The sequence below is a fragment of the Fictibacillus halophilus genome, assembly GCF_016401385.1.
Lineage (GTDB): Bacteria > Bacillota > Bacilli > Bacillales > Fictibacillaceae > Fictibacillus > Fictibacillus halophilus.
This window is the reverse complement of sequence record NZ_JAEACF010000001.1, coordinates 1,124,428-1,146,835: the sequence shown is the minus strand read 5'-3', so window position 1 is coordinate 1,146,835 and position 22,408 is coordinate 1,124,428. Positions and strand designations below refer to the sequence as shown.

19 protein-coding genes are annotated in these 22,408 nt (G+C 39.8%); all 19 read right to left on the bottom strand.

All coding sequences use genetic code 11. The annotated features are described in order from the left end of the window. Window positions 1-427: 427 nt before the first annotated feature. Window positions 428-1,297 (bottom strand): 4-hydroxy-tetrahydrodipicolinate synthase, encoded by an 870-nt coding sequence (dapA, locus tag I5J82_RS06060; RefSeq protein WP_198767079.1) that lies wholly within the window; start codon window positions 1,295-1,297, stop codon window positions 428-430. A gap of 12 nt (window positions 1,298-1,309) precedes the next feature. Continuing rightward, window positions 1,310-2,575, bottom strand: coding sequence for an aspartate kinase (gene dapG, locus I5J82_RS06055; RefSeq protein ID WP_198767078.1), 1,266 nt, complete (start codon window positions 2,573-2,575; stop codon window positions 1,310-1,312). Between the two features lie 21 nt (window positions 2,576-2,596). Beyond that, the gene (gene asd, locus I5J82_RS06050) at window positions 2,597-3,640 is read right to left on the bottom strand and encodes an aspartate-semialdehyde dehydrogenase (RefSeq protein WP_198767077.1); all 1,044 of its coding nucleotides are present in this window, start codon (window positions 3,638-3,640) and stop codon (window positions 2,597-2,599) included. Window positions 3,641-3,793: 153 nt separating this feature from the next. Next, window positions 3,794-4,387 carry a dipicolinate synthase subunit B gene (gene dpaB / locus I5J82_RS06045; protein ID WP_198767076.1) on the bottom strand — a complete coding sequence of 198 codons (594 nt, stop codon included), beginning with the start codon at window positions 4,385-4,387 and terminating at the stop codon, window positions 3,794-3,796. Between the two features lie 5 nt (window positions 4,388-4,392). After that, a complete protein-coding gene (gene dpaA / locus I5J82_RS06040) occupies window positions 4,393-5,283 on the bottom strand; it encodes a dipicolinic acid synthetase subunit A (RefSeq protein WP_198767075.1) in 891 nt (296 codons plus the stop codon). A gap of 301 nt (window positions 5,284-5,584) precedes the next feature. Next, window positions 5,585-6,826 (bottom strand): M16 family metallopeptidase, encoded by a 1,242-nt coding sequence (locus I5J82_RS06035; RefSeq protein ID WP_198767074.1) that lies wholly within the window; start codon window positions 6,824-6,826, stop codon window positions 5,585-5,587. Between the two features lie 78 nt (window positions 6,827-6,904). Beyond that, window positions 6,905-7,879, bottom strand: a complete 975-nt coding sequence (locus I5J82_RS06030) for a polysaccharide deacetylase family protein (RefSeq protein WP_332873633.1) — start codon at window positions 7,877-7,879, stop codon at window positions 6,905-6,907. A 193-nt stretch (window positions 7,880-8,072) separates the two neighbouring features. Continuing rightward, window positions 8,073-10,187: a polyribonucleotide nucleotidyltransferase gene (gene pnp, locus I5J82_RS06025; RefSeq protein WP_198767072.1), complete on the bottom strand. Its 2,115-nt coding sequence runs from the start codon at window positions 10,185-10,187 to the stop codon at window positions 8,073-8,075. Window positions 10,188-10,380: 193 nt separating this feature from the next. Further along, window positions 10,381-10,650: a 30S ribosomal protein S15 gene (gene rpsO, locus I5J82_RS06020; protein ID WP_066240919.1), complete on the bottom strand. Its 270-nt coding sequence runs from the start codon at window positions 10,648-10,650 to the stop codon at window positions 10,381-10,383. A 139-nt stretch (window positions 10,651-10,789) separates the two neighbouring features. After that, complete coding sequence (locus tag I5J82_RS06015) at window positions 10,790-11,728, bottom strand: bifunctional riboflavin kinase/FAD synthetase (protein WP_198767071.1); 939 nt, start codon at window positions 11,726-11,728, stop codon at window positions 10,790-10,792. Window positions 11,729-11,752: 24 nt separating this feature from the next. After that, window positions 11,753-12,664, bottom strand: a complete 912-nt coding sequence (gene truB, locus I5J82_RS06010) for a tRNA pseudouridine(55) synthase TruB (protein WP_198767070.1) — start codon at window positions 12,662-12,664, stop codon at window positions 11,753-11,755. An 80-nt stretch (window positions 12,665-12,744) separates the two neighbouring features. Further along, entirely contained in the window at window positions 12,745-13,128 is a 384-nt protein-coding gene (rbfA, locus tag I5J82_RS06005) for a 30S ribosome-binding factor RbfA (protein ID WP_198767069.1), read from the bottom strand. A 31-nt stretch (window positions 13,129-13,159) separates the two neighbouring features. Next, window positions 13,160-13,438 carry a DUF503 domain-containing protein gene (locus I5J82_RS06000; RefSeq protein ID WP_198767068.1) on the bottom strand — a complete coding sequence of 93 codons (279 nt, stop codon included), beginning with the start codon at window positions 13,436-13,438 and terminating at the stop codon, window positions 13,160-13,162. Continuing rightward, window positions 13,435-15,726 carry a translation initiation factor IF-2 gene (gene infB, locus I5J82_RS05995; protein WP_198767067.1) on the bottom strand — a complete coding sequence of 764 codons (2,292 nt, stop codon included), beginning with the start codon at window positions 15,724-15,726 and terminating at the stop codon, window positions 13,435-13,437. Before infB ends, I5J82_RS06000 begins: the two co-directional genes overlap by 4 nt. Before the next feature lie 15 nt (window positions 15,727-15,741). Continuing rightward, window positions 15,742-16,047 carry a YlxQ family RNA-binding protein gene (locus tag I5J82_RS05990; protein WP_144700714.1) on the bottom strand — a complete coding sequence of 102 codons (306 nt, stop codon included), beginning with the start codon at window positions 16,045-16,047 and terminating at the stop codon, window positions 15,742-15,744. After that, window positions 16,044-16,310, bottom strand: coding sequence for an RNase P modulator RnpM (gene rnpM, locus I5J82_RS05985; protein ID WP_197220793.1), 267 nt, complete (start codon window positions 16,308-16,310; stop codon window positions 16,044-16,046). The genes I5J82_RS05990 and rnpM overlap by 4 nt, the downstream gene beginning before the upstream one ends. Before the next feature lie 20 nt (window positions 16,311-16,330). Next, window positions 16,331-17,434 carry a transcription termination factor NusA gene (nusA, locus tag I5J82_RS05980; protein WP_066393741.1) on the bottom strand — a complete coding sequence of 368 codons (1,104 nt, stop codon included), beginning with the start codon at window positions 17,432-17,434 and terminating at the stop codon, window positions 16,331-16,333. 19 nt (window positions 17,435-17,453) lie between these two features. Further along, window positions 17,454-17,924, bottom strand: coding sequence for a ribosome maturation factor RimP (gene rimP, locus I5J82_RS05975; protein WP_137789633.1), 471 nt, complete (start codon window positions 17,922-17,924; stop codon window positions 17,454-17,456). A 156-nt stretch (window positions 17,925-18,080) separates the two neighbouring features. Next, complete coding sequence (locus tag I5J82_RS05970; RefSeq protein WP_198767066.1) at window positions 18,081-22,382, bottom strand: PolC-type DNA polymerase III; 4,302 nt, start codon at window positions 22,380-22,382, stop codon at window positions 18,081-18,083. Between the last annotated feature and the right edge of the window lie 26 nt (window positions 22,383-22,408).

The following is a 22,408-nucleotide window of genomic DNA, read 5'->3' as shown; positions in this document are numbered from 1 at the left end:
TAAGTCAAATACTCTCATATTTCGCAAGGTTCTCCCACTATATTTAGCTTTAAAAGAAGAGTTTCTGTTCTTTCTGAAAAATTATTGCAATGAAATGTTTTAATTCCTCATTGACAAATTGATTGGAGCGCAAGGTTGCCGACTCCTATGGGACGAGCGGTCAGGTGGAGACTCCTAATGGCGCAAAGCGGCAGTCCCAAAAGTGGAAGTGACTCGTTCAGCCCCGAACAAGCAAAAGGTAAATGGGCTTGGAAGGCGCACTTTGCTCATCACAGACCGTTTACCTTTTGACCTTGAGGGGGCAAGTCACTGCAACTAGACAGGAGGCTCACCGTTCGCCCATTTCATACTAAAGAAAAAAGGCTTCGCATATAAACTACATGCGAAGCCTTTTTTTAATGACTAGAAGAAAATCCAGTCTACTTTTTTATAGGCTGTTTAATCTGTTTGAGAGTGCTTCTCTTTCAGATTGATTTAAAGGGAGTAACGGCAATCTAACACCGCCAACATCAAGTCCTCTTACTTGTAGTGCTGTCTTAACTGGAGCGGGACTCGGCGCTTTAAAAAGCTCCTGCATAACTGGGAGCAACTTTCGGTGAATACGAGCAGCTTCTTTATTTTCGCCGTCTCTAAACGCTTTGATCATCGTTTGCATCTCATTACCGATCACATGGGAAGCCACTGAAACGATTCCCGCACTTCCTATTGCTAAAGAAGGAAGGGTTAGACCGTCGTCACCGCTGTAAACAACAAAGTCGTCCGGAGTATTTTCAATAACCTCACTCATTGTATCTAAATTTCCGCCTGCATCTTTTAAGGCAACAATGTTTGGTACTTCAGCCAGCCGAAGGACGGTTTCAACCGAAAATGTAATTACTGATCTTCCCGGAATGTTATACGCCATGATTGGAAGGCTTACTGCACTTGCAATAGCTTTATAATGAGCAACGATTCCTTCTTGACTAGGTTTATTATAATACGGTGCTACGATCATAATAGCATCCACACCGATTTCTTCAGCCTTTTTTGAAAGATCAATGGATGCTTTCGTATTATTGCTTCCCGTTCCCGCAACCACAGGAACTCTTCCATCCACCACTTTTACAACGTGTTTAAAAAGTGCTATTTTTTCTTCTGTCGTTAATGTCGCTGATTCTCCGGTAGTCCCAGCTACTACTAAACTATCCGTTCCATTGTTGATCAGATGGTTAACCAGTTTCGTCGTTCTGCCAAAATCGATGTTCCCTTTGCTGTCAAAAGGTGTTACCATCGCGGTGCTAATACTTCCAAAATTCATTTCCTTCACTCCTCAATACTCATTAAACTGCTGTTGTACAATTTCTTGTAAACTCGCAGATATACCTTCCTCATTCAAACGAAAAGCGGAATGAAGAGCATTTACCGATTCAATAAGATCTGCTTTCTTAACGAGGACCCAGATCGTAGTATGCGAATCAGCAGATTGTAAGATCTGTATGTTCCTACTAGATAATGATTCTACGATAGCTGCTGTAACCCCTGGTGTTCCTGCGATACCAGCTCCAACTGCAGATACTTTGGCACAATCTCTGTTCACTTCAGGCTCGTATCCTAGATCTTTTAATTTTGCTAATGCCATATCCGTCTTGTCTTCCATGATCGTATATACGACACCTTTTGGACTTATATTGATAAAGTCTACTGAAATCTGTTCTTGTGCCATGGCTTTGAACACTTTTGTATGAAGATCATACTGACCATCGTTCGCATACACTTTAATTTGGGTAATGTTTGAGACATGAGCAATACCCGTTATGATTGATTCTTGAACGTCTTTACCAGCAGGTCCTTTTACCGCTGATGTAACAAGCGTTCCCGGAAGATCTGAATACGTGGAACGAATTCTTAACGGAATCTTTGCTTGCATGGCAATCTCCACAGCACGTGGATGAATGACCTTTGCTCCCTGATAAGCCATGTTACAAATCTCAGCATACGTTACGACAGATAATGGTCTTGCATCTTTCACAAGTCTTGGGTCAGCAGTCATTACCCCTTCTACATCTGTAAAAATATCAATAAACTCAGCCTCTAAAGCAGCTCCTAAAGCAGAAGCACTCGTGTCGCTTCCACCTCTTCCAAGTGTTGCGATATCCCCAGATTTGGATTGCCCTTGAAAACCTGCAACGACTACTACTTGATTGTTTTCAAGTTCAGACTTTATACGGTCTACTTTCATATCTATAATTCTTGCATTAGAAAAATCATCGTTTGTTCTGAACCCTGCTTGAGGACCTGTTAAAGCAACAGATGAAAGACCTGTTGTATTTAACAATCCAGAAAATACGACTGATGAAATAATTTCTCCACAAGACAACAAAAGATCTTGTTCTCGATTAGAAATCTTGTTCTTATCTCCTACAAGACTTAATAAAGTGTCCGTAGCATACGGATCACCAAAACGTCCCATTGCAGAAACGACACAAACTACTTTATAGCCTTCTTCGACAGCATTTTTAATGTGACGAATCGCTTCGATGCGTCCTGTGTCATCTTTTAAAGAAGTTCCCCCAAATTTTTGAACGATTATCTTCATGAATGCACCTTCTTTATAAAATTAAAGCAGATTTAATTTAATTAAGCTCTCTGCGATTTGAACGGAGTTATATGCAGCACCTTTAAGTAAGTTATCTGACACGACCCACATGTGATAGGCGTTATCACGGTCTAAGTCTTTTCGTATTCTTCCAACAAAAACGTCAGGCAAGCCTGCTGCTATTGCCGGCATAGGATAGATCTGATTTTCAGGCTGATCCTGAAGTGTAATACCAGGAGCTGTTTTTAGTAGTTCTCTGATTTCTTGAACAGAAGGGTTTCCATTCTCGAACTCTGCATATAAAGATTCTGAATGTCCTGTCTCAACTGGTAATCGTACACAAGTTGCTGCGATCTCTAAATTTTCTAAATGCATGATTTTTTTTGTTTCGTTCATCATCTTTAGCTCTTCAAACGTATAGCCGTTCTCTTCAAATTTATCAATTTGTGGAACCGCGTTAAATGCAATCTGATAGTGCTTTTTGTCTGAAGCACAAGGCATGATGGAGGCCTCGAATGATTCATCGTTCAGAATCGCTCTTGATTGTTCTTTTAGCTCTTCAACTGCTTTAGCTCCAGCACCTGAAACAGCTTGATAAGTAGAAACGATCACTTTTTTAAGTCCGAACTTTTCGTGAAGAGGCTGAAGAGCAACGACCATCTGAATCGTTGAACAGTTCGGATTCGCAATAATTCCGTTATGTTTTAATAGATCTTGTTCGTTCACTTCAGGTACAACAAGTGGTACGGTCGGATCCATTCTGAAAGCGCTCGTGTTATCTACAACGATCGCACCTCTTTTCACCGCTTCATGTGCAAGAGCTTTGGATACAGACCCTCCCGCAGAGAACAAAGCAAGATCAACACCTTCAAATGCTTCAGGAGTTGCTTCTTGAATTGTATGAGATTCTCCATCAAATGTGATGACCTGTCCTGCGGATCTTTTACTCGCAAGAAGTGATAATTTTTTTATTGGAAAGTTTTTTTCACTTAACGTATTTAACATCTGCTGGCCAACTGCGCCAGTTGCTCCTACTACAGCTACATGAAATGATTTTTGGCTCATACTTTATAAACTCCTTTATTGTTTAAGGTAAGCAAACTACAACAGAAGGAGAAACTCAAAGTTTTAGTTTCTCCTAGTTAATCCATATAATTTATCATATTTTATCATAAACTTTGAGGTTATGAACGGATTTTCTTCTGTTGTTTCAATCTATTACCCTAAATCTCTTACCCTAAGAACAGGCTGGAGCTGTTTCCCTTGAATGGCTAGCTCGATCGTGTCAATAAGGGTGTCCATGTGCGCGACTAATGAGTTTTGCTTTTTGACTGGATCGTCTTGACTGAATGGAATGAAATAGATATTCTTTGTAGCCATCAACCTCATGATATTAACACCGTTCAGTCCTAGTCCGTCATTTGTAGATATGCCGAGAACGACCGGTTTTTGGTTACGAAGCGTTGCTTTTGCTCCCATTAATACGGGGGAATCTGTCATAGCATTTGCAAATTTGCTTATCGAATTTCCGGTCAACGGAGCAATGACCATACAATCAAGTGGTGTTTTCGGTCCAAATGGTTCAGCCTTTACAATAGAATCAACTGGTTCATTTCCTGTGATCTGTTTAATCTTTTCCACCCATTCCCCTTCCACTCCAAAACGTGTAGATGTGTGCCCTACGGTATGTGTAAAGAATGGAGAAACATTCGCTCCTAACTCGACAAGCTTTTGAATTTGTGGAAACACGGCATCATACGTACAGTGAGATCCCGTCAATCCAAAACCGATATGCTTACCTTTAAATTCCATGATAATTACCCCTTCCGCTTAAATTCGTTGATTAAGAGCTGCGAAAGTACATTTGCAACAATCTTACCGGCTGTTTTAGGAGCAACAATTCCTGGTAGGCCAGGTGCAAGAAGTGCTTTGATCCCGCGTTTTTCTGCATATCTAAAATCAGTGCCTCCAGGCTTTGAAGCTAGATCAACAACTAATGTATGTGAAGGAAACTTTGAGATTACATCAGCATTAACAATCTGTGTGGGAATCGTATTAATACAAACATCCGTTTCATAGACTTCATTCTTTAAATCATCTAAGTGAAAAGGAATCATCCCCATCTCCGAGATCCTCGCCATATGTTCAGATTTTCTAGCTCCCACCTTTACGCGCGCTCCTAATGCTTGAAATGTTCTTGCAACACTCATTCCTACACGTCCAAATCCAAGGACAATTGTATTTGATTGATGGATGGTGATATCTGTGTGCTGGATGACCATCATGATCGTTCCTTCAACAGTAGGGATGCTGTTATAGATCGCAACATCATCTCTTTCAAATAACTTTGTTAGTTTTCTATTGCTGCTTTTTGTAATCGCATCTAAATAAGAATTGCTGATACCTGAGAATACTTGGCAATGGTCTTTCGTCTTTTTAAGATGATCTTCTGTTAAAATCATTTTTTTATTAGAGAAAATAGTATCGATCTCCCCCTGCGTTCCTGTGCCGCTTACAGGCAGAATGATGCTGTCTAACTTTGAAAAATCCACTTCATCTATATCCATTTTTGAAGCTCCAGTGAATCCATGATCAAGTTGGTCATAACCGATAAGTGTAAGTATCGCATCCAGTTCTGTTAGTTTCCGAATAACTTCTAACTGTCTCGCATCGCCGCCAAAAACGGCGATATGCAAATCCGTTAACATTCTTTCTCCCCTTTCTCCGTTGTTCCTTTTCTTGCAGGGGATTGCTATCCACGTTCACCATCATATGAACACCCCGCCTATCTGGTTACAGAAAGACATTCTGCACAACGGTATAACTCATATTTAAAGTTGTTTTCATACGCTAAATAACACGATCATAAGCTTTCAATCAACACCATTATATTCATGAGTAACTCCTATGTTTGGGGCATTCAGAAAACGTTAAGCCCATTTTTAAAGCGTATATCTGAAAACGAAAAAAAAACCCGGAAGAATTCCGGGTTTTGTAACGGTATATTTGCTATTGAAGTCCTTTTGGAAGTTCTCCTTGCGGACTCACTAAAGAAGCTGAACATCCTTCACTAAAGATAGATTGAATCAACGTGTCTACATCGCCTTTTGACACATTATCGATGGACTCGACCATATCATCAAGAGTACGGTGGTAACCCAAGATGAGCTCATGTTTTCCATTGCGACTCATTCTGCTGTTGGTGCTTTCAAGACTCAGCATCAAGTTTCCTTTTATCTGTTCTTTAGAGTTCTTCAGCTCTTTGTCAGTAATTCCGTTCTCTTTTAAATCATCTACTATATTTAAAATCGTATTATACAATTCATCTAATTGATGTGGAGCTGTTCCTCCATAAATAGTAAAGATTCCATTATCCTGAAACGCTGAATGATAAGAGAACACTGAATAAGCTAATCCTTTCTGTTCTCTTACTTCTTGAAACAAACGGCTAGACATGCTTGATCCAAAAATGTTATTAAGAATGATCAAACTATAGCTGCGTTTATCTTTCAGAGAAAGTCCTGGAAAACCAAGACATAGATGTGCTTGTTCTGTTTCTTTCTTACGGGATAGCTTCTCAGGATGAAAAACTGGAGTTTGAATTTCTGGTTTTATGACTCCGCTTGTTTTGTAGTCACCGAACCATTTCTCAACTTCCTTTATGAACGATTCATCGACGTTTCCAGCGACAGATATAACTACTTCTTCTGGAACATAATGAGTATCCATATAATCTCGAAGCGTATTCCCCGTAAACGTGTTCAATGTTTCTTCTGTTCCTAAAATAGGAAAACCGAGTTCATGATTTTGAAAACTAGCACGGCTTAACATATCATGAACAATATCATCAGGTGTATCTTCATACATTTTTATTTCTTCTAAAACAACATTCTTTTCTTTCGATAACTCTCCTTCATCGAAGGTAGAATTAAAAAACATATCCGCTAGTACTTCTAGAGCATACGGTGAATGCGTATCTAGAACTTTTGCATAATAACAAGTGTATTCTTTTGAAGTGAAAGCATTCACTTGTCCACCGATGCTATCAAAAGATTCAGCAATTTCTCTTGCAGTCCTCGTCTTTGTTCCTTTAAAGAACATATGCTCCAGAAAATGCGAGATTCCATTGTTTTTTGTGTTTTCAAATCTTGAACCTGTGCCGATCCATACACCGATCGCTACAGAGCGTACAGTTGGAATGTTTTCCAAAACAATTCGCACGCCGTTTGAGCATGTATATCTCTTAATCAAACTTGTTTCCCCCTAGCTGTCAGTTGTTCCACAATAATCATAGGAACAATATACCATTATCGTAACACGTACACAACTTTACTTGATGGTTTTAGGTACTAATCTCGTTTCATCCATCAAGTCTGTTACCGTACCTATGCTATATCCTTTTTCTTTTATTCCTTTAATTAGTTTATCTAAACCAGCAGAAGATGATTCCGTTGGGTGCATCAAAATCATAGCACCAGGATGTACTTTACTGAGCACTCTGTTAACCATTTCATCAGGATTAGGCTTTCTCCAATCGATCGTATCAACCGTCCAAAGAATTGTTTTCATATCCATCTCTGAGGCAATTTGCACAACGTCGTTACGAAAGCTGCCACTTGGAGGAGCAAACCACTTTGGGTGTATGTCTAATGTTGCGTGTATCACTTCATTCGTTTGTTTAAGTTCCTCATTAATTCGCGAATTGGTCATCTTCTTTAAATCCGGATGGGAATATGCATGATTTCCGATCTCATGTTTTTCTTCTGCGATCATCTTAGCAAGTGACGGATTCTTCTTCACCCATGAACCATCTAGAAAATATGTTGACTTTACATTATTTTTTTTCATCGTCTGGAGCATACCAGGCAGGTACTCATTTCCCCATGCAACGTTTACTAACAAAGTAACCATAGGTTTTTCAGGATTACCTCTATAAATAGGTGATGCAGGAAGGTCTTCAAGATGAATACTTGGATTTATTTGCTTTATAACAAGTTTATTATTATCAAATTTATTCGCTTTTTTCATTGCTTTAAAGGATGCTTCCATATCAACAACAATGCCATTATAACCGGGAGTGGCTTTCCAGACTGGATCAATTTCTGCATTTTTAGGAGGACGATTTAGCTCCTTCGCTTTTTCTTTGATCTGCTGATAGATTGAATTAGACTCCATTTGTGAAACGGCAGTGCTCTGAGCCTTCAAACTCTCAATATAGGTGCTTGTAAAAGGATTATGCAACGAAAACGCTATCGAAGTGATAACCAATACTACTAAAGACCATTGAAGAATTTTATTTTTCACGTAAACTCCCTCCCTGTAACCAAGGTATGTAGGATTTGGACAGGTTAGAACGTTTAAACAATCCTCACGATAAAGAGAGAGATAGTATGGGTAAAATATCAAGATCATCAATAACACGGAAAATAAACAATAAAAAAAGACTGACCATAAGGATACAGGGGTATCCGTTGGTGCAGTCTTTTTACTTCCTATCTTATACGTTTTGCTGCTGTTCGTTCTTTGCTTTTTCTTCTTTCAGTACAACTTTGCGAGATAAGTTTACGCGACCTTGATTATCAATCTCCATGACTTTAACCATGACCTCGTCACCAAGCTTCACAACATCTTCAACTTTTCCTACACGCTCTTCAGCAAGCTCAGAGATATGAACGAGTCCATCTTTACCGCTGAATAGTTCTACGAACGCACCAAACTTTTCGATACGTTTAACTTTACCCATGTAGTACTCTCCTACTTGAACTTCACGAACAATATCTTCGATGATTTTCTTCGCTTTTTTGTTCATAGCTTCGTCAGTTGAAGCGATGAAGACTGTACCATCTTGCTCGATATCAATCTTAACACCAGTTTCTTCAATGATCTTGTTGATGATCTTCCCGCTTGGCCCGATTACATCGCGGATCTTATCTGGATTGATCTTCATTGTTAAGATCTTAGGAGCATATTGAGAAAGTTGTGTACGAGACTCTGAAAGTGTAGCAAGCATAGACTTTAGGATGATCATACGCCCTTCTTTAGCTTGCGTTAAAGCTTCTTGAAGAATTTCACGATTAATCCCTGAAATCTTAATGTCCATTTGAAGAGCAGTGATACCGTTTGGTGTACCTGCTACTTTAAAGTCCATATCTCCAAGGTGATCCTCCATGCCTTGAATATCCGTTAGCACCGTTACGTCTTCACCGTCAGAGATCAGACCCATAGCAATACCTGCAACAGGAGCTTTGATCGGTACACCAGCATCCATCAATGCAAGCGTACTTGCACAAATACTTGCTTGTGATGTAGAACCGTTGGATTCTAATACTTCTGATACGAGACGAATCGTGTATGGGAACTCTTCTTCGTTCGGAATCACTTGCTCTAACGCACGTTCACCTAGTGCACCATGACCAATCTCACGTCTGCCTGGTCCGCGCATAAAACCAGTTTCACCTACACTGAATGGAGGGAAGTTGTATTGGTGCATAAAGCGTTTAGATTCCTCCACACCAAGACCATCAAGAACTTGAACATCTCCAAGAGCTCCTAACGTACAGATGCTGAGTGCTTGAGTTTGTCCGCGTGTAAATAGACCCGAACCATGAGTTCTAGCTAAAATGCCTACTTTTGAAGAAAGTTGACGGATCTCATCCGTTTTTCTTCCGTCCGGACGTACTTTCTCCTTAAGGATCAAGCGTCTCACTTCTTCTTTGATGAGTTTATGTAAAACCTCTTTTGCTTCGCTGGCTTTATCTTCATCTTCTTCATAGCGAGAAGCGACGTTTGCACTAACAGCGTCTAAAGCTTCTTGACGTGCATGCTTTTCAACAACCTTAACTGCTTCTTTCACATCGTTCCCAACAAATTCACGAACTTCTTGTTCAACATCTTTATCTAACTCATGAAGAACAATCTCCATCTTTTCTTTACCGATTTCAGAAACAATCTCTTCTTGGAAAGCGATTAAGCGTTTGATCTCTTCATGACCGAACATGATCGCTTCAAGCATAACTTCTTCAGAAACTTCTTCTGCGCCAGCTTCAACCATGTTTATGGCATGTTTAGTACCCGCCACAACTAACTGAATATCACTTTTTTCATTTTGTTCAACCGTTGGATTGATCACAAATTTGCCTTCGATTCGACCAACAGTTACTCCAGCGATCGGTCCTTCAAAAGGAATATCGGAAATAGACAACGCAAGAGATGACCCTATCATTGCAGCCATTTCTGAAGAACAGTTTTGATCCACACTCATTACGGTGCTGACAACTTGTACTTCGTTACGGAAACCATCTGCGAATAGAGGACGAATAGGACGGTCGATCAAACGACTCGCTAATACAGCTTTCTCGCTTGGACGCCCTTCACGTTTAATAAACCCACCTGGAATTTTACCAACTGCATATAAACGTTCTTCATAGTTTACTGTCAGCGGAAAGAAACTAAGATTTTTAGGCTGTTTTGATGCAACAGCTGTTGAAAGTACTGCAGTATCGCCATATCTGACCATTACAGCACCGTTCGCTTGTTTTGCTAATTCTCCAATTTCGAACGTAAGCGTTCTACCCGCCCAGTCCATTGTAAAAGTTCTTTTTTGTTGATCCATTTTACTTGGTACTCCTCTCAACACTTAGAAAAATCCTATCATATTATGGTTCTATTATATCCTAACGTAGTCCTTCCTAAAAAGAAAAACTCGAAAGAATTTACTCATACATACCAAGAATAACATGTTTAGTGCCGTTTATGGATGAATGCTTGCAATAAAAAAAGCGGGAAATATATCCCGCTTTGCTGGATTAACGACGTAATCCAAGTCTTCCGATCAATTCGCGGTAACGCGTGATGTCCTTGTTACGTAGGTACGTTAACAAGTTACGACGCTTACCAACCATTTTCAATAGACCACGACGTGAGTGGTGATCTTTCTTGTGTGTACGCAAGTGATCATTCAACTCATTGATTTGTTCAGTAAGGATAGCGATTTGAACTTCTGGTGATCCAGTGTCCGTATCATGTACCTTATACTCGCTGATTAGTTCGTTCTTACGCTCTTGAGTAATAGCCATCCTTTTCACCTCCTTAATAATAGAAACACCAATTACCGAGCAAACGTCGGTGACTCGATTTGCCAAGCAATGGTTATATGCACATTAAAATGTACAGTTATTATCATAGACTTTTTATAGAATAAATGCAAGTTTTTTATTACAGTGATTGTATGATCTCATATGTTCTGCTTTTATCTGCATGAAGCTGAGCAATAAGCTCTTCTATTCCACTAAATTTCTTCTCATCACGAATTCTCTTCAACCAAGTGATTCGAACATCTTCACCGTATATTTCATTGTTGAAGTCAAAGATATGAACTTCAAGTGAAGGTTTTATTTGATCATCTTTAAATGTAGGTTTGTAACCTACATTCGCCATCGCTAGATAACTTTTTTTATGGATGGAGACTTCTACTGCGTAAACTCCCACTTTTGGTAATGAATATTGATCCGTATCAAGGTTTGCTGTCGGGAACCCGATCGTACGACCACGCTTATCCCCATGAATTACCGTACCGTTGAGTTTATATCTTCTACCCAGATAAGGCTCGATCTCATCGACTCGTCCTTCTTTTAGATAGTTACGAATCAGTGTGGAGCTTATTTTTTGGCCATCCTTTTCGATCTTTTCAATTACAGTCTGCCCAAATTGTCCGTTTGACTCTTTTACTAACGTTTTAACGTTTCCTTTTCCATACTTTCCATATGAAAAATCAAAACCAGTAACAACATGGACTACATGAAGTCCAATCACATACTGATCAACAAACTCCTGTGTATCAAGACCTGCAAAAACATGATCAAATTTCACAAGATAAAATCGCTCTACACCCATCTCCTCAAGAATCTTCTTTTTTTCTTCTAAAGGTGTGATATAGGTCCAATTTTGATCACTCTTACCTAATACGACGGACGGATGTGGATGAAAGCTCATAACAGCAGGAACGGCGTTGTTCTTCTTAGCAAGCTCTACTGCCGTGCTGATCACACGTTGGTGCCCTACATGGATTCCGTCAAAATAACCTAGAGCCAAAATAGTTGGTGGAAGGTTATCTGGTTGAAAATGATGCGGATGACTTATAACAATCGTTTCCAAAAACTCACCTACTAACTTCTTTCGTTAATCAATGGCTAACACTTTAACCGGTTTTATTAAACCAGGTTTTGAAGGATGAATCTCATAAATGGCTAGACATTTTCCTTCTTCATTATAAACACCAAACGGACTTTGTACCAAATCATTTGGTGCTTCAAGTACAGAACCATTTTTTATCTTGAACAACAGATCTTCTGTAACTGTCCATGTCGGAAAGTGAGAGATTCCTTTTTCAAGAGGAAACAGGTAATCTTCTAAAGGCTTCTCACCGCTTTCAAGCTGCTCAAACGTTACACAGTCTTCTAACGAAAAAGGTCCTGATGCTGTCCTGATCAAAGATGACATATGTGCCGGATATCCAAGCCTCTCACCGATCTCAACAGCAAGCGTCCTCACGTATGTACCTTTAGAACATCGTACTCTGAATGAAAATACAGGACGTTCTTTACTTAACACGTCACCATCGTCAATTAGTTCGAGTTCATGGATGGTCACATTTCGTTTCGGGCGTTCAACAGTGAGTCCTTGTCTCGCATATTCATAAAGTTTCTTTCCGTTTACTTTAACAGCTGAATACATCGGGGGAATCTGTTCGATCTCTCCTTGTAAAGACTTTAAGATGTCTTTTATATCAGAAAATGAGATATCTTTTTCTACTTGTTTCTCTACTACTTTTTCACCGTGAGCATCTTCTGTTTCTGTAGAGAATCCTAAAGTGACCTCACCTATATATTCCTTGCCATAGTCTGACATATACTCTGCGATCTTCGTCGCTCTTCCTATACAGATAGGAAGTACCCCAGTCACCTCTGGATCTAACGTACCTGTGTGACCTACTTTTTTGGTAGAAAAGATTCTTCGTATCTTTGCCACACAATCGTGGGATGTCATACCAGCAGGTTTTTTCAATGCCAAAATTCCTTGTCTTGCACTCATAAAAGCTTCTCCTTTGATCACATTATCTCTTTTGTAAGCAAAAAATGGATAGACAAAATTAATTGCCTATCCATTTGCTATTATGGTTTCGGATGCTCTTCATTTTCTTCGTCTTCTTCATCATCACGTTTGATATCAGACAAAAGACTTTCGATCTTGCTTCCATAATTTAGAGATTCATCAAATTTAAAAAAGATGTCTGGTGTTTTACGCATGCGGATTCGTTTTCCGATTTCCGTACGAATAAACCCTGTTGCTTTCGCTAAGCTTCGTAATGTTTGTTCCTTTTGATCGGCATCACCAAACACTGAAACATAAACAGTTGCCTGCTGTAAATCACCAGTTACATCTACCGCCGTAACGGTCACAAAACCTACGCGGGGGTCTTTGATTTTTCGGCCTATAATGTCACTAAGCTCTTTTTTCATCTGTTCCCCAATACGATTGGAACGGATTGTGCCCATTTTTACTACACCCCGTTTCTTGCCACTTGCTTTACAGCCACTCGATGTTTGAACGTGTAACTTCCAACTCAGTAATAGATGTAATGATCGCAAGTGCTCTTTGCAATTCTTTTTCTGCTATTATTTTGTCCGAAGAAACGGTAACCATACTTATCTCTGCGCGCTGCCACAAATCTTGATGATCTGTTTCGGATACAGCTATATTTAAACGTTGACGAAGCCGGTTTACCGCTTTTTGAACAACGGAACGTTTATCTTTTAACGACTGTGCTTCATATATGAAAAACTCAACCGTTAAGAACCCGATCATTTTACTTTAATTTCTTCCATGATGTAAGCTTCAATGATGTCGCCTTCTTTAATATCATTGAACTTTTCTAACGTGATCCCACATTCGTATCCAGCAGATACTTCTTTTGCATCGTCTTTGAATCGTTTAAGTGCATCGATCTTACCTTCGTAAGATACAACACCGTCACGAATCAAGCGAACTGTGGAATCTCTTGTGATCTTACCTTCAGTAACGTAACATCCAGCGATCGTACCGACTTTAGAAACTTTGAATGTCGTACGAACTTCAACTTGCCCGATAACTTTTTCTTCGAATTCCGGATCAAGCATTCCTTTCATCGCTGATTCGATCTCTTCGATTACGTTATAGATAATTCTATGCAGACGAACATCTACTTTTTCAGCGTCAGCTGTACGTTTCGCACCATTATCAGGACGAACGTTGAAACCGATCACGATTGCGTTTGAAGCTGAAGCAAGCATGATGTCATACTCGTTGATCGCTCCAACACCAGAGTGGATGATTTTAACTTTTACGCCTTCAACATCTATTTTTTGTAATGATCCTGCAAGTGCCTCAACAGAACCTTGAACATCACCTTTGATGATGACATTTATTTCTTTGATGTCACCTTCTTTAATCTGATTAAAGAGGTCATCCAGGTTTAGTTTAGAAGACTCTTTACGCTGTGCATCCTGCTGTTTTTTGAAGCGAGATTCACCAACTTGACGAGCTTTTTTCTCATCCGCGAAGACCATGAACTGATCTCCAGCTTGTGGAACATCATTCAAACCGGTAATTTCAACTGGTGTTGAAGGTCCTACTGTTTTAACTCTGCGGCCAAGATCGTTCACCATCGCACGAACACGACCATATGTGTGTCCAACTACGATTGGATCTCCAACGTTTAACGTACCAGATTGCACGAGAAGAGTTGCTACAGATCCACGACCCTTATCAAGCTGTGCTTCAATTACAGTACCAATTGCAGTACGGTTTGGATTTGCTTTTAATTCTTCAACTTCAGAAACAAGGTTGATCATTTCAAGCAGATCGTCAATTCCGTCACCTTTAATCGCAGATACGTTTACGAAGATCGTATCTCCACCCCAAGCTTCAGAAACGAGTCCGTGCTCAGTTAGTTCTTGCATAACGCGATCTGGGTTAGCAGATTCTTTATCCATTTTGTTTACAGCAACGATGATTGGAACTTCTGCTGCTTTTGCATGGTTGATCGCTTCTACTGTTTGAGGCATTACCCCGTCATCAGCAGCAACAACAAGAATCGTAATATCTGTTACTTGAGCTCCACGAGCACGCATTGTTGTAAACGCAGCATGTCCAGGAGTATCTAGGAAAGTAATCTGTTTTCCATTGTTCGTAATTTGATATGCACCGATATGCTGTGTAATACCACCAGCTTCGCCTGCAGTTACCTTCGTGTTACGAATCGCATCAAGAAGCGTTGTTTTACCGTGGTCAACGTGACCCATTATCGTAACAACTGGGGGACGAACTTGAAGATCTTTTTCTTCATCTACGATTTCATAGTTTTCAAACTCAGTTTCATCAATGATGATCTCTTCTTCTACTTCAACATCGTAGTCAGCTGCGATCAATTCAATCGCTTCTTTATCAAGCTCTTGGTTGATTGTTGCCATGATTCCAAGACCCATTAACTTTTTAATGATCTCAGAAGTATCTTTGTTCAACTTTTTAGCAAGTTCACCAACTTGAAGTGATTCTGTGAAAGTAATCTTACTTGGCGTTTCAAGAACTTTCTTCTGCGGAGCTTGTTGTTGCTGATTTCCGCCACCTCTGTTTTGCTTGTTGCGATTGTTGTTGTTCTTGTTGTTGTTTCTATTGTTGTTTTGGTTTCTGTTGTTATTATTCTTGTTGTTTGAATTATTGTTATTGCTCTTTTGATTGTTGTTGCTAGTCTTGTTCTGATTGTTTTGGCTGTTAGTATTAGTGGACTTTGGTCCTTTAGCTTGTGGCGAGTTATTGTTCTCTTTTTTTATTTTCATATTACTCTCTTTTTGAACTTCCTTTTTATTAGATTTGGTGTCATTACCAGGGTTGCTATTTTTCACATCTGATTTAGGGAGTTGATTTTGATTTGTTGATTTTGGTTGATCTTTATTGGTCTTTGGACGATAAGCTTCATCCAGCTTTTTAAGAGCTGCCTGATCAATCATAGACATATGATTCGCAACGTGGACATCCATCGTTTTGAGCTTTTCAATAATGTCTTTACTTTGAACATTTTTCTGTTTCGCATATTCGTATACGCGGATTTTACTCATATGTTCACCCCCGAGTTAGTGATCAAGAAGTTCCTTTAATCTCTTAGAGAATCCTTGATCATTTACAGCAACTACAACTCGTTGCTCCTTACCAATAGCCCTGCCTAAAACATTGCGATCTTCCACCCAGGCAAGATCAGTTTTGTAAAAGCGGCATTTATCGGTAACTTTTTTCTTTGTATTATCAGAAGCATCTTTTGAAAGCAGAACAATTTTCGCGTTTTGCTTTTGGATGCTTTTCACAACCAGTTCTTCACCGGATATGACTTTACCGGCTCGAGCTGCTATTCCAAGAAAGTTTTCCCAAGGAGTTGGTTTCAAGATGTATGACTTCCTTTTTCAAGCTGTTCAAATAGATCAGCTGGAATCTTTGTTTTGAGATGTGACTCAAGAACCTTTTTCTTTTTCGCTTGTTCGATACAAGCAGGTTCATGACAAAGGTAGGCTCCTCTTCCGGATTTTTTCCCTGAAGTGTCGACAGAGACTTCTCCTTCTGGTGAGCGGACAATACGTGTTAATTCTTTTTTAGCCTTCATTTCTTGACAGGCTACGCATTTTCTCATCGGAATTTTACGTGTTTTCATTGTCTCCACCTCGTCTTTTCTTACTCTTCATCCTCATCAGTATCTTCGAAAAAATCACTGCGAGCGTTTGATGGATCGTACACACCTGATTCTATTGCTTCTGTTTCACTTTTAATATCAATCTTCCAACCTGTTAACTTCGCAGCGAGACGAGCATTTTGGCCTCTTTTACCAATCGCTAATGAAAGTTGGTAGTCAGGAACGATAACCGTTGTCATCTTTTCCTCTTCATTCACTTGTACTTCAAGTACTTTTGCTGGACTTAGTGAATTTGCTACATATACAACTGGATCTTCACTCCATCGAACAATATCAATCTTCTCACCGTTCAATTCGTTTACGATCGTTTGAACACGTGCACCTTTTTGTCCAACACAAGAACCAACCGGATCTACTTCAGGATCAGCAGCATGAACGGCAATCTTTGAACGGTCACCCGCTTCACGAGCGATCGATTTAATCTCAACCGTTCCATCATAGATCTCTGGCACTTCAAGCTCGAATAAGCGTTTCAAAAGACCTGGATGTGTTCTAGATACTAAAATTTGAGGACCTTTTGTCGTCTTTTCAACTTTAGTGATGTACACTTTGATGCGGTCGTTCGTGGTATGAGATTCACCAGGCATCTGTTCAGCAGCAGGTAGAAGAGCTTCCACTCTGCCTAGGCTGACATACATATAACGGTGGTCTTGTCGTTGAACGATTCCTGTGATGATATCTTCTTCACGATCAATAAATTCTGAGAAGATGATCCCTCGCTCTGCTTCACGAACGCGTTGTGTTACTACTTGTTTAGCTGTTTGAGCAGCAATACGACCAAAATCTTTTGGTGTAACTTCTTCTTCTACGATATCTTCTAATTCATAGCCAGGGTTGATCGCTTGAGCTTCTGCAACTGAGATCTCTTGACGATCGTCCTCAACTTCTTCAACCACATTTTTTCTTGAAAAGACACGGATACTTCCTGTGTCTCTGTTAAAATCAACACGAACATTTTGCGCTTGATGAAAATTGCGCTTGTACGCAGAAATAAGGGCAGCTTCAATCGCTTCAATAATAACTTCTTTACTAATCCCTTTTTCCTTTTCTAACAATGTAAGTGCATCCAAAAGCTCGGTACTCATTTTTCTTCTCCCCTCTTCATTAAAAAACAACCGCAAGACGGGCGTTGGCCACTTTAGCATAAGGTAACTCTACCTTTTTCACTTGCGTTTTCACTCTAATCTCCATGAACAGCGTTTCACCGTCAAAGTCTTTTAAAAGTCCTTCGTATACTTTTTCGCCGTTTAATGGCTCGTAAAGTTTAATGTTTACATTTTTGCCGATAGCATTTTTCACATCTTCAGGTTTCTTTAATGGTCTTTCAACACCTGGAGAAGATACTTCTAAAAAGTAGGGCTGTTCGATCGGATCAAGTTCATCGAGTTTTTCACTTAATTGTTCACTGACAGTCCCGCATTCCTCGATATCAATTCCACCCGTGGAATCAATATATACACGGAGAAACCAGTTTTTACCCTCTTTAACAAATTCAACGTCAACAAGTTCAAGTCCTAGTTTTTCAACGATTGGGGTTACAAGCTCTGTTGTGAGCTCTGTAATCTTCTGACTCATTGCTGCCCTCCTTCTTACTGAATGACCTCAAAACGTAACGAAAGAGTGGGGAGCCCCACTCTTTCGCCGACAGTTATTCATTCAACAGTATTTCCAAAAATACTATACCATAACCAATAAAATACTGCAACTGATCAAGCCTTCAAGAAGCCCTTGTTAAAAGAGCGAAAGCTGGTTTGCATCAGGCATTCCTTCTAAACATCCTTGATCATCTAAGTACTCAATAATGGTCTTAGACAACTTCGCACGCTGCTGAAGATCTTCTTTAGAAAGAAATTCACCTTGCTCTCTTGCTTTTACAATGTTTAAAGCTGCGTTTGTACCTAATCCTGCGATCGAATTGAACGGTGGGATTAGTGTATCACCTTCTACTAAGAAGTCTGTTGCGCTCGAGCGATAAAGATCGATCTTCTGAAACGACAGCCCTCTTTCACACATCTCAAGAGCTAACTCTAGAACAGTTTGCAAGTTCTTCTCTTTTGTAGAAGCATCAAGACCTTTAGCAGAGATCTCTTCGATCTTTGTCTTTAATGCTTTGGATCCTCTGATCATAGACTCCACATCAAAATCATCCGCTCTTACTGTAAAATATGCCGCATAGAACCAGATTGGATAATGAACTTTAAAATATGCGATACGAACGGCCATCAATACGTATGCTGCCGCATGGGCTTTAGGGAACATGTATTTGATCTTCAAACATGAACCAATATACCAATCAGGGACATCGTTCTTCTTCATCTCATCGATCCACTCATCCGGCAGACCCTTTCCTTTACGTACACTCTCCATAATCTTAAAAGCAAGCGACGGCTCCAACCCTTTATAGATCAGGTAGACCATGATATCGTCACGACAGCCGATAACGTCTTTTAGCACACAAGTGCCGTTTGCGATCAATTCGTTCGCGTTATTAAGCCATACGTCGGTACCATGAGATAGTCCTGAAATCTGTACAAGTTCAGAGAAAGTACTTGGTTTTGTTTCTTCAAGCATCTGTCTTACGAACTTTGTTCCGAACTCTGGAATACCTAACGTACCTGTCTTACACATGATCTGTTCTTCGGTAACACCTAACACTTCTGGGCCTGAAAAGATCTTCATCACTTCTGGATCAGAAGCAGGAATGGTCTTCGGATCAATACCGCTTAGATCTTGAAGCATACGGATAACGGTCGGATCATCGTGCCCGAGTATATCAAGTTTTAATAAGTTATCGTGAATCGAGTGAAAATCAAAATGAGTCGTCTTCCATTCCGATCCACTATCATCGGCTGGGAACTGAACAGGACAGAAATCATAGATGTCCATATAATCTGGAACAACGATTATTCCTCCTGGATGCTGACCTGTTGTTCTCTTTACTCCTGTACATCCAGCTACGAGTCGATCAACTTCTGCCGATCGGATCGTTAAGTTATTGTCTCCTGCATACCCTTTTACGTAACCATAAGCTGTTTTTTCAGCTACGGTACCTATTGTCCCTGCACGATACACATAATCTTCACCGAACAGTTCTTTCGTGTAGTTATGTGCTCTAGGCTGATATTCACCTGAGAAGTTTAAGTCAATATCAGGGACTTTATCTCCTTTGAAACCAAGGAACGTTTCGAACGGAATATCTTGTCCATCTTTAATATAAAGTACTTCGCATGTTGGACATTCTTTATCAGGCAGATCATAACCAGAACCAACAGAACCATCGTTAAAGAAATGGGATTCTTTACACTTCGGACAAACATAATGAGGAGGCAATGGATTTACTTCAGTGATCTCCGTCATTGTCGCAACAAACGACGAACCGACTGATCCACGCGACCCTACAAGGTATCCATCAATCAACGATTTTTTTACAAGTTTATGTGAGATCAAGTAAATAACCGCAAATCCGTGTCCGATGATACTCTTTAATTCTTTTTCCAGCCTCTTCTCAACAAGTTCAGGAAGATTCTCACCATAGATGCTTCTTGCTCGGTTATAACTCATAGAGCGTACTTCTTCATCTGCGCCCTCGATCTTTGGTGTATATAGATCATCAGGGATCGGTTTGATCTCATCAATCATGTCGGCGATCTGTCTCGTATTTTCACAAACTACTTTTTGAGCTCTTTCTTCACCTAAGAAAGAGAACAGATCCAACATCTCATCCGTCGTTCTAAAATGCACTTCTGGAAGAGTTTGTCTGTTCAGCGGATTCGCTCCACCTTGAGAAGAGATCAAGATCTTTCGATAGATCGCATCTTCAGGATTTAAATAATGAACGTTTCCTGTTGCGACAACCGGTTTGTTCAATTTCTCTCCAAGCTGAACGATGTTAGACAGGATCTCTCTTAAGTTCATCTCATCTGCGACTAATTCTCTTTCGATAAGATGATAATAGTTACTTGGTGGCTGAACCTCTAAGTAATCATAAAACTCCGCGATCTTTTCAACCTCTTCGATCGGTTTTTGCATCATACCCTCAAACACTTCACCTTTATCACAAGCTGAACCGACGAGTATGCCTTCTCGTAGTTTACTTAACCGTGATCTCGGAATACGTGGTGTTCGATAAAAATAAGATAGATGAGATTCAGAAACAAGTTTGTATAAATTTTTCAGCCCTTCTTGTGTCGCAGCTAAAAGTGTACAGTGAAACGGCCTTGATCGCTGAAATCCACCTTGCCCCATGTTATCGTTCAAACGATCGTGATAGAAGATATCCTTTTCAAACGTCTCTTTTAGAAGCTTCCATAATAGATAACCAGTTGCTTCAGCATCATAGATAGCTCGGTGATGCTGAGTGAGTTCGATATCAAACCTTTTACAAAGCGTATTCAACCTATGATTCTTTAATTGTGGAAGTAGGAACCTTGCCAATTCTAATGTATCAATGACTGGATTCTTCGCTTCGCCTAATCCTATCTTGCGTAAACCTTCGTTCAAGAATCCCATGTCAAAGCTCGCGTTATGCGCTACTAGGATATCATCACCCATAAACGCATGAAAATCTCGAAGTACTTCTTCGATCTCAGGTGCGTTCTCGACCATATCATCAGTAATTCCTGTTAATTCAATCGTCGTTTGAGAAAGAGATTCATGAGGATTTGCGAACCTTTCAAATCGTTCAATGATTTCTCCTCCACGAATTTTCACAGCTGCCAGTTCAATAATTTTGTTATAAACAGCTGATAAACCCGTTGTCTCAACGTCAAAGACAATATACGTTTCGTCCGTTAATTTTCTTGGTGCTTCATTGTAAGCGATTGGTACACCATCATCTACAAGATTCGCTTCAAGTCCATACAAAATCTTGATCCCGTTTTTCTTTCCTGCGCTATAGGCTTCTGGGAAAGATTGAACACCAGCATGATCTGTTATGGCGATAGCTGGATGACCCCATTTCTTTGCCTGTCCCACTAGGGAAGAAACAGAAGATATCGCGTCCATCTGACTCATCGGTGTGTGAAGATGAAGCTCAACACGTTTGTTATCTTCATCCGCTAAATCTTTTCTGAATTCAGGTTTGATCTCATTAATATCGTTCGCGATCATGACTAGATCTCTGACAAACGTATCATTTTGAATTCCGCCTCGAACTTTTAACCACATACCCTTTTGAATACCTTGAAGGATAGGGATATCTTCCTTATCTCGAGAGAATATTTTAATTAAAAGAGAATCTGTGTAATCGGTAATCTTAAATGTTAATAGTGTACGTCCACTTCTAAGCTCTCTCGTTTCGGAATGAAAGACATACCCTTGAATCGTTATGCGTCTCTCTTCATCTTGAATCGTTTGGATCGGAACAGGTTCATCCTTGATCGAATAACCAATCATAATATCTGTTCTTGCTGCAGGACATTCAGATCGATTAGCAGCTTTTTCTTTTTCAACTAATGCTTCCATTACTTTATTCTGATCTTCTTGTTTTCTCTGTTCGATAAACTTTTGAAAATCTTCTTCAGAGTGTTTAATCTCTGTTTTAACCATTACAGAATGAAAGCCAAACTGACTGTACATCTCCTTAATAACAGGAGAAAGCTTTCTTTGAACAAGTGCTTCTTCTGCATCATTTCTTACTGTAAGACTCAAAAAATTGCCTTCCGCAATAGGATCTTGCGTAGAAAGCATACTTCCTAGACTTGGTGCTGCTGTCTCTACTAACTTTTCTTTGCACAACGGCCAAAAGCCAAGAAGTTCTTCTGCTTGAAAACTCTCTTTCGTTTGAAGAGAAAAAGACACTGTAGCGATATGTTGAAAAGTTTGGCGAAGGCTGGCACTAAACCATGCATAACTATCAGGAGTTAATGGACGCAGTAGTCCTATTATAAAATGCCAGCTTCTATTTGTTTTATCTATCGTTAGTTTTTCGATCGTTCCTTCCGAAAAACCTGCTTTCATCTCATCAGGCATACCTAGTTGTTCTAAAAGAAGAGATAGCCTTTCTTGTCTGATCTGTTGATCATTCCCGCTCATACGAACCTCCTTATTAAGGGGTTTAA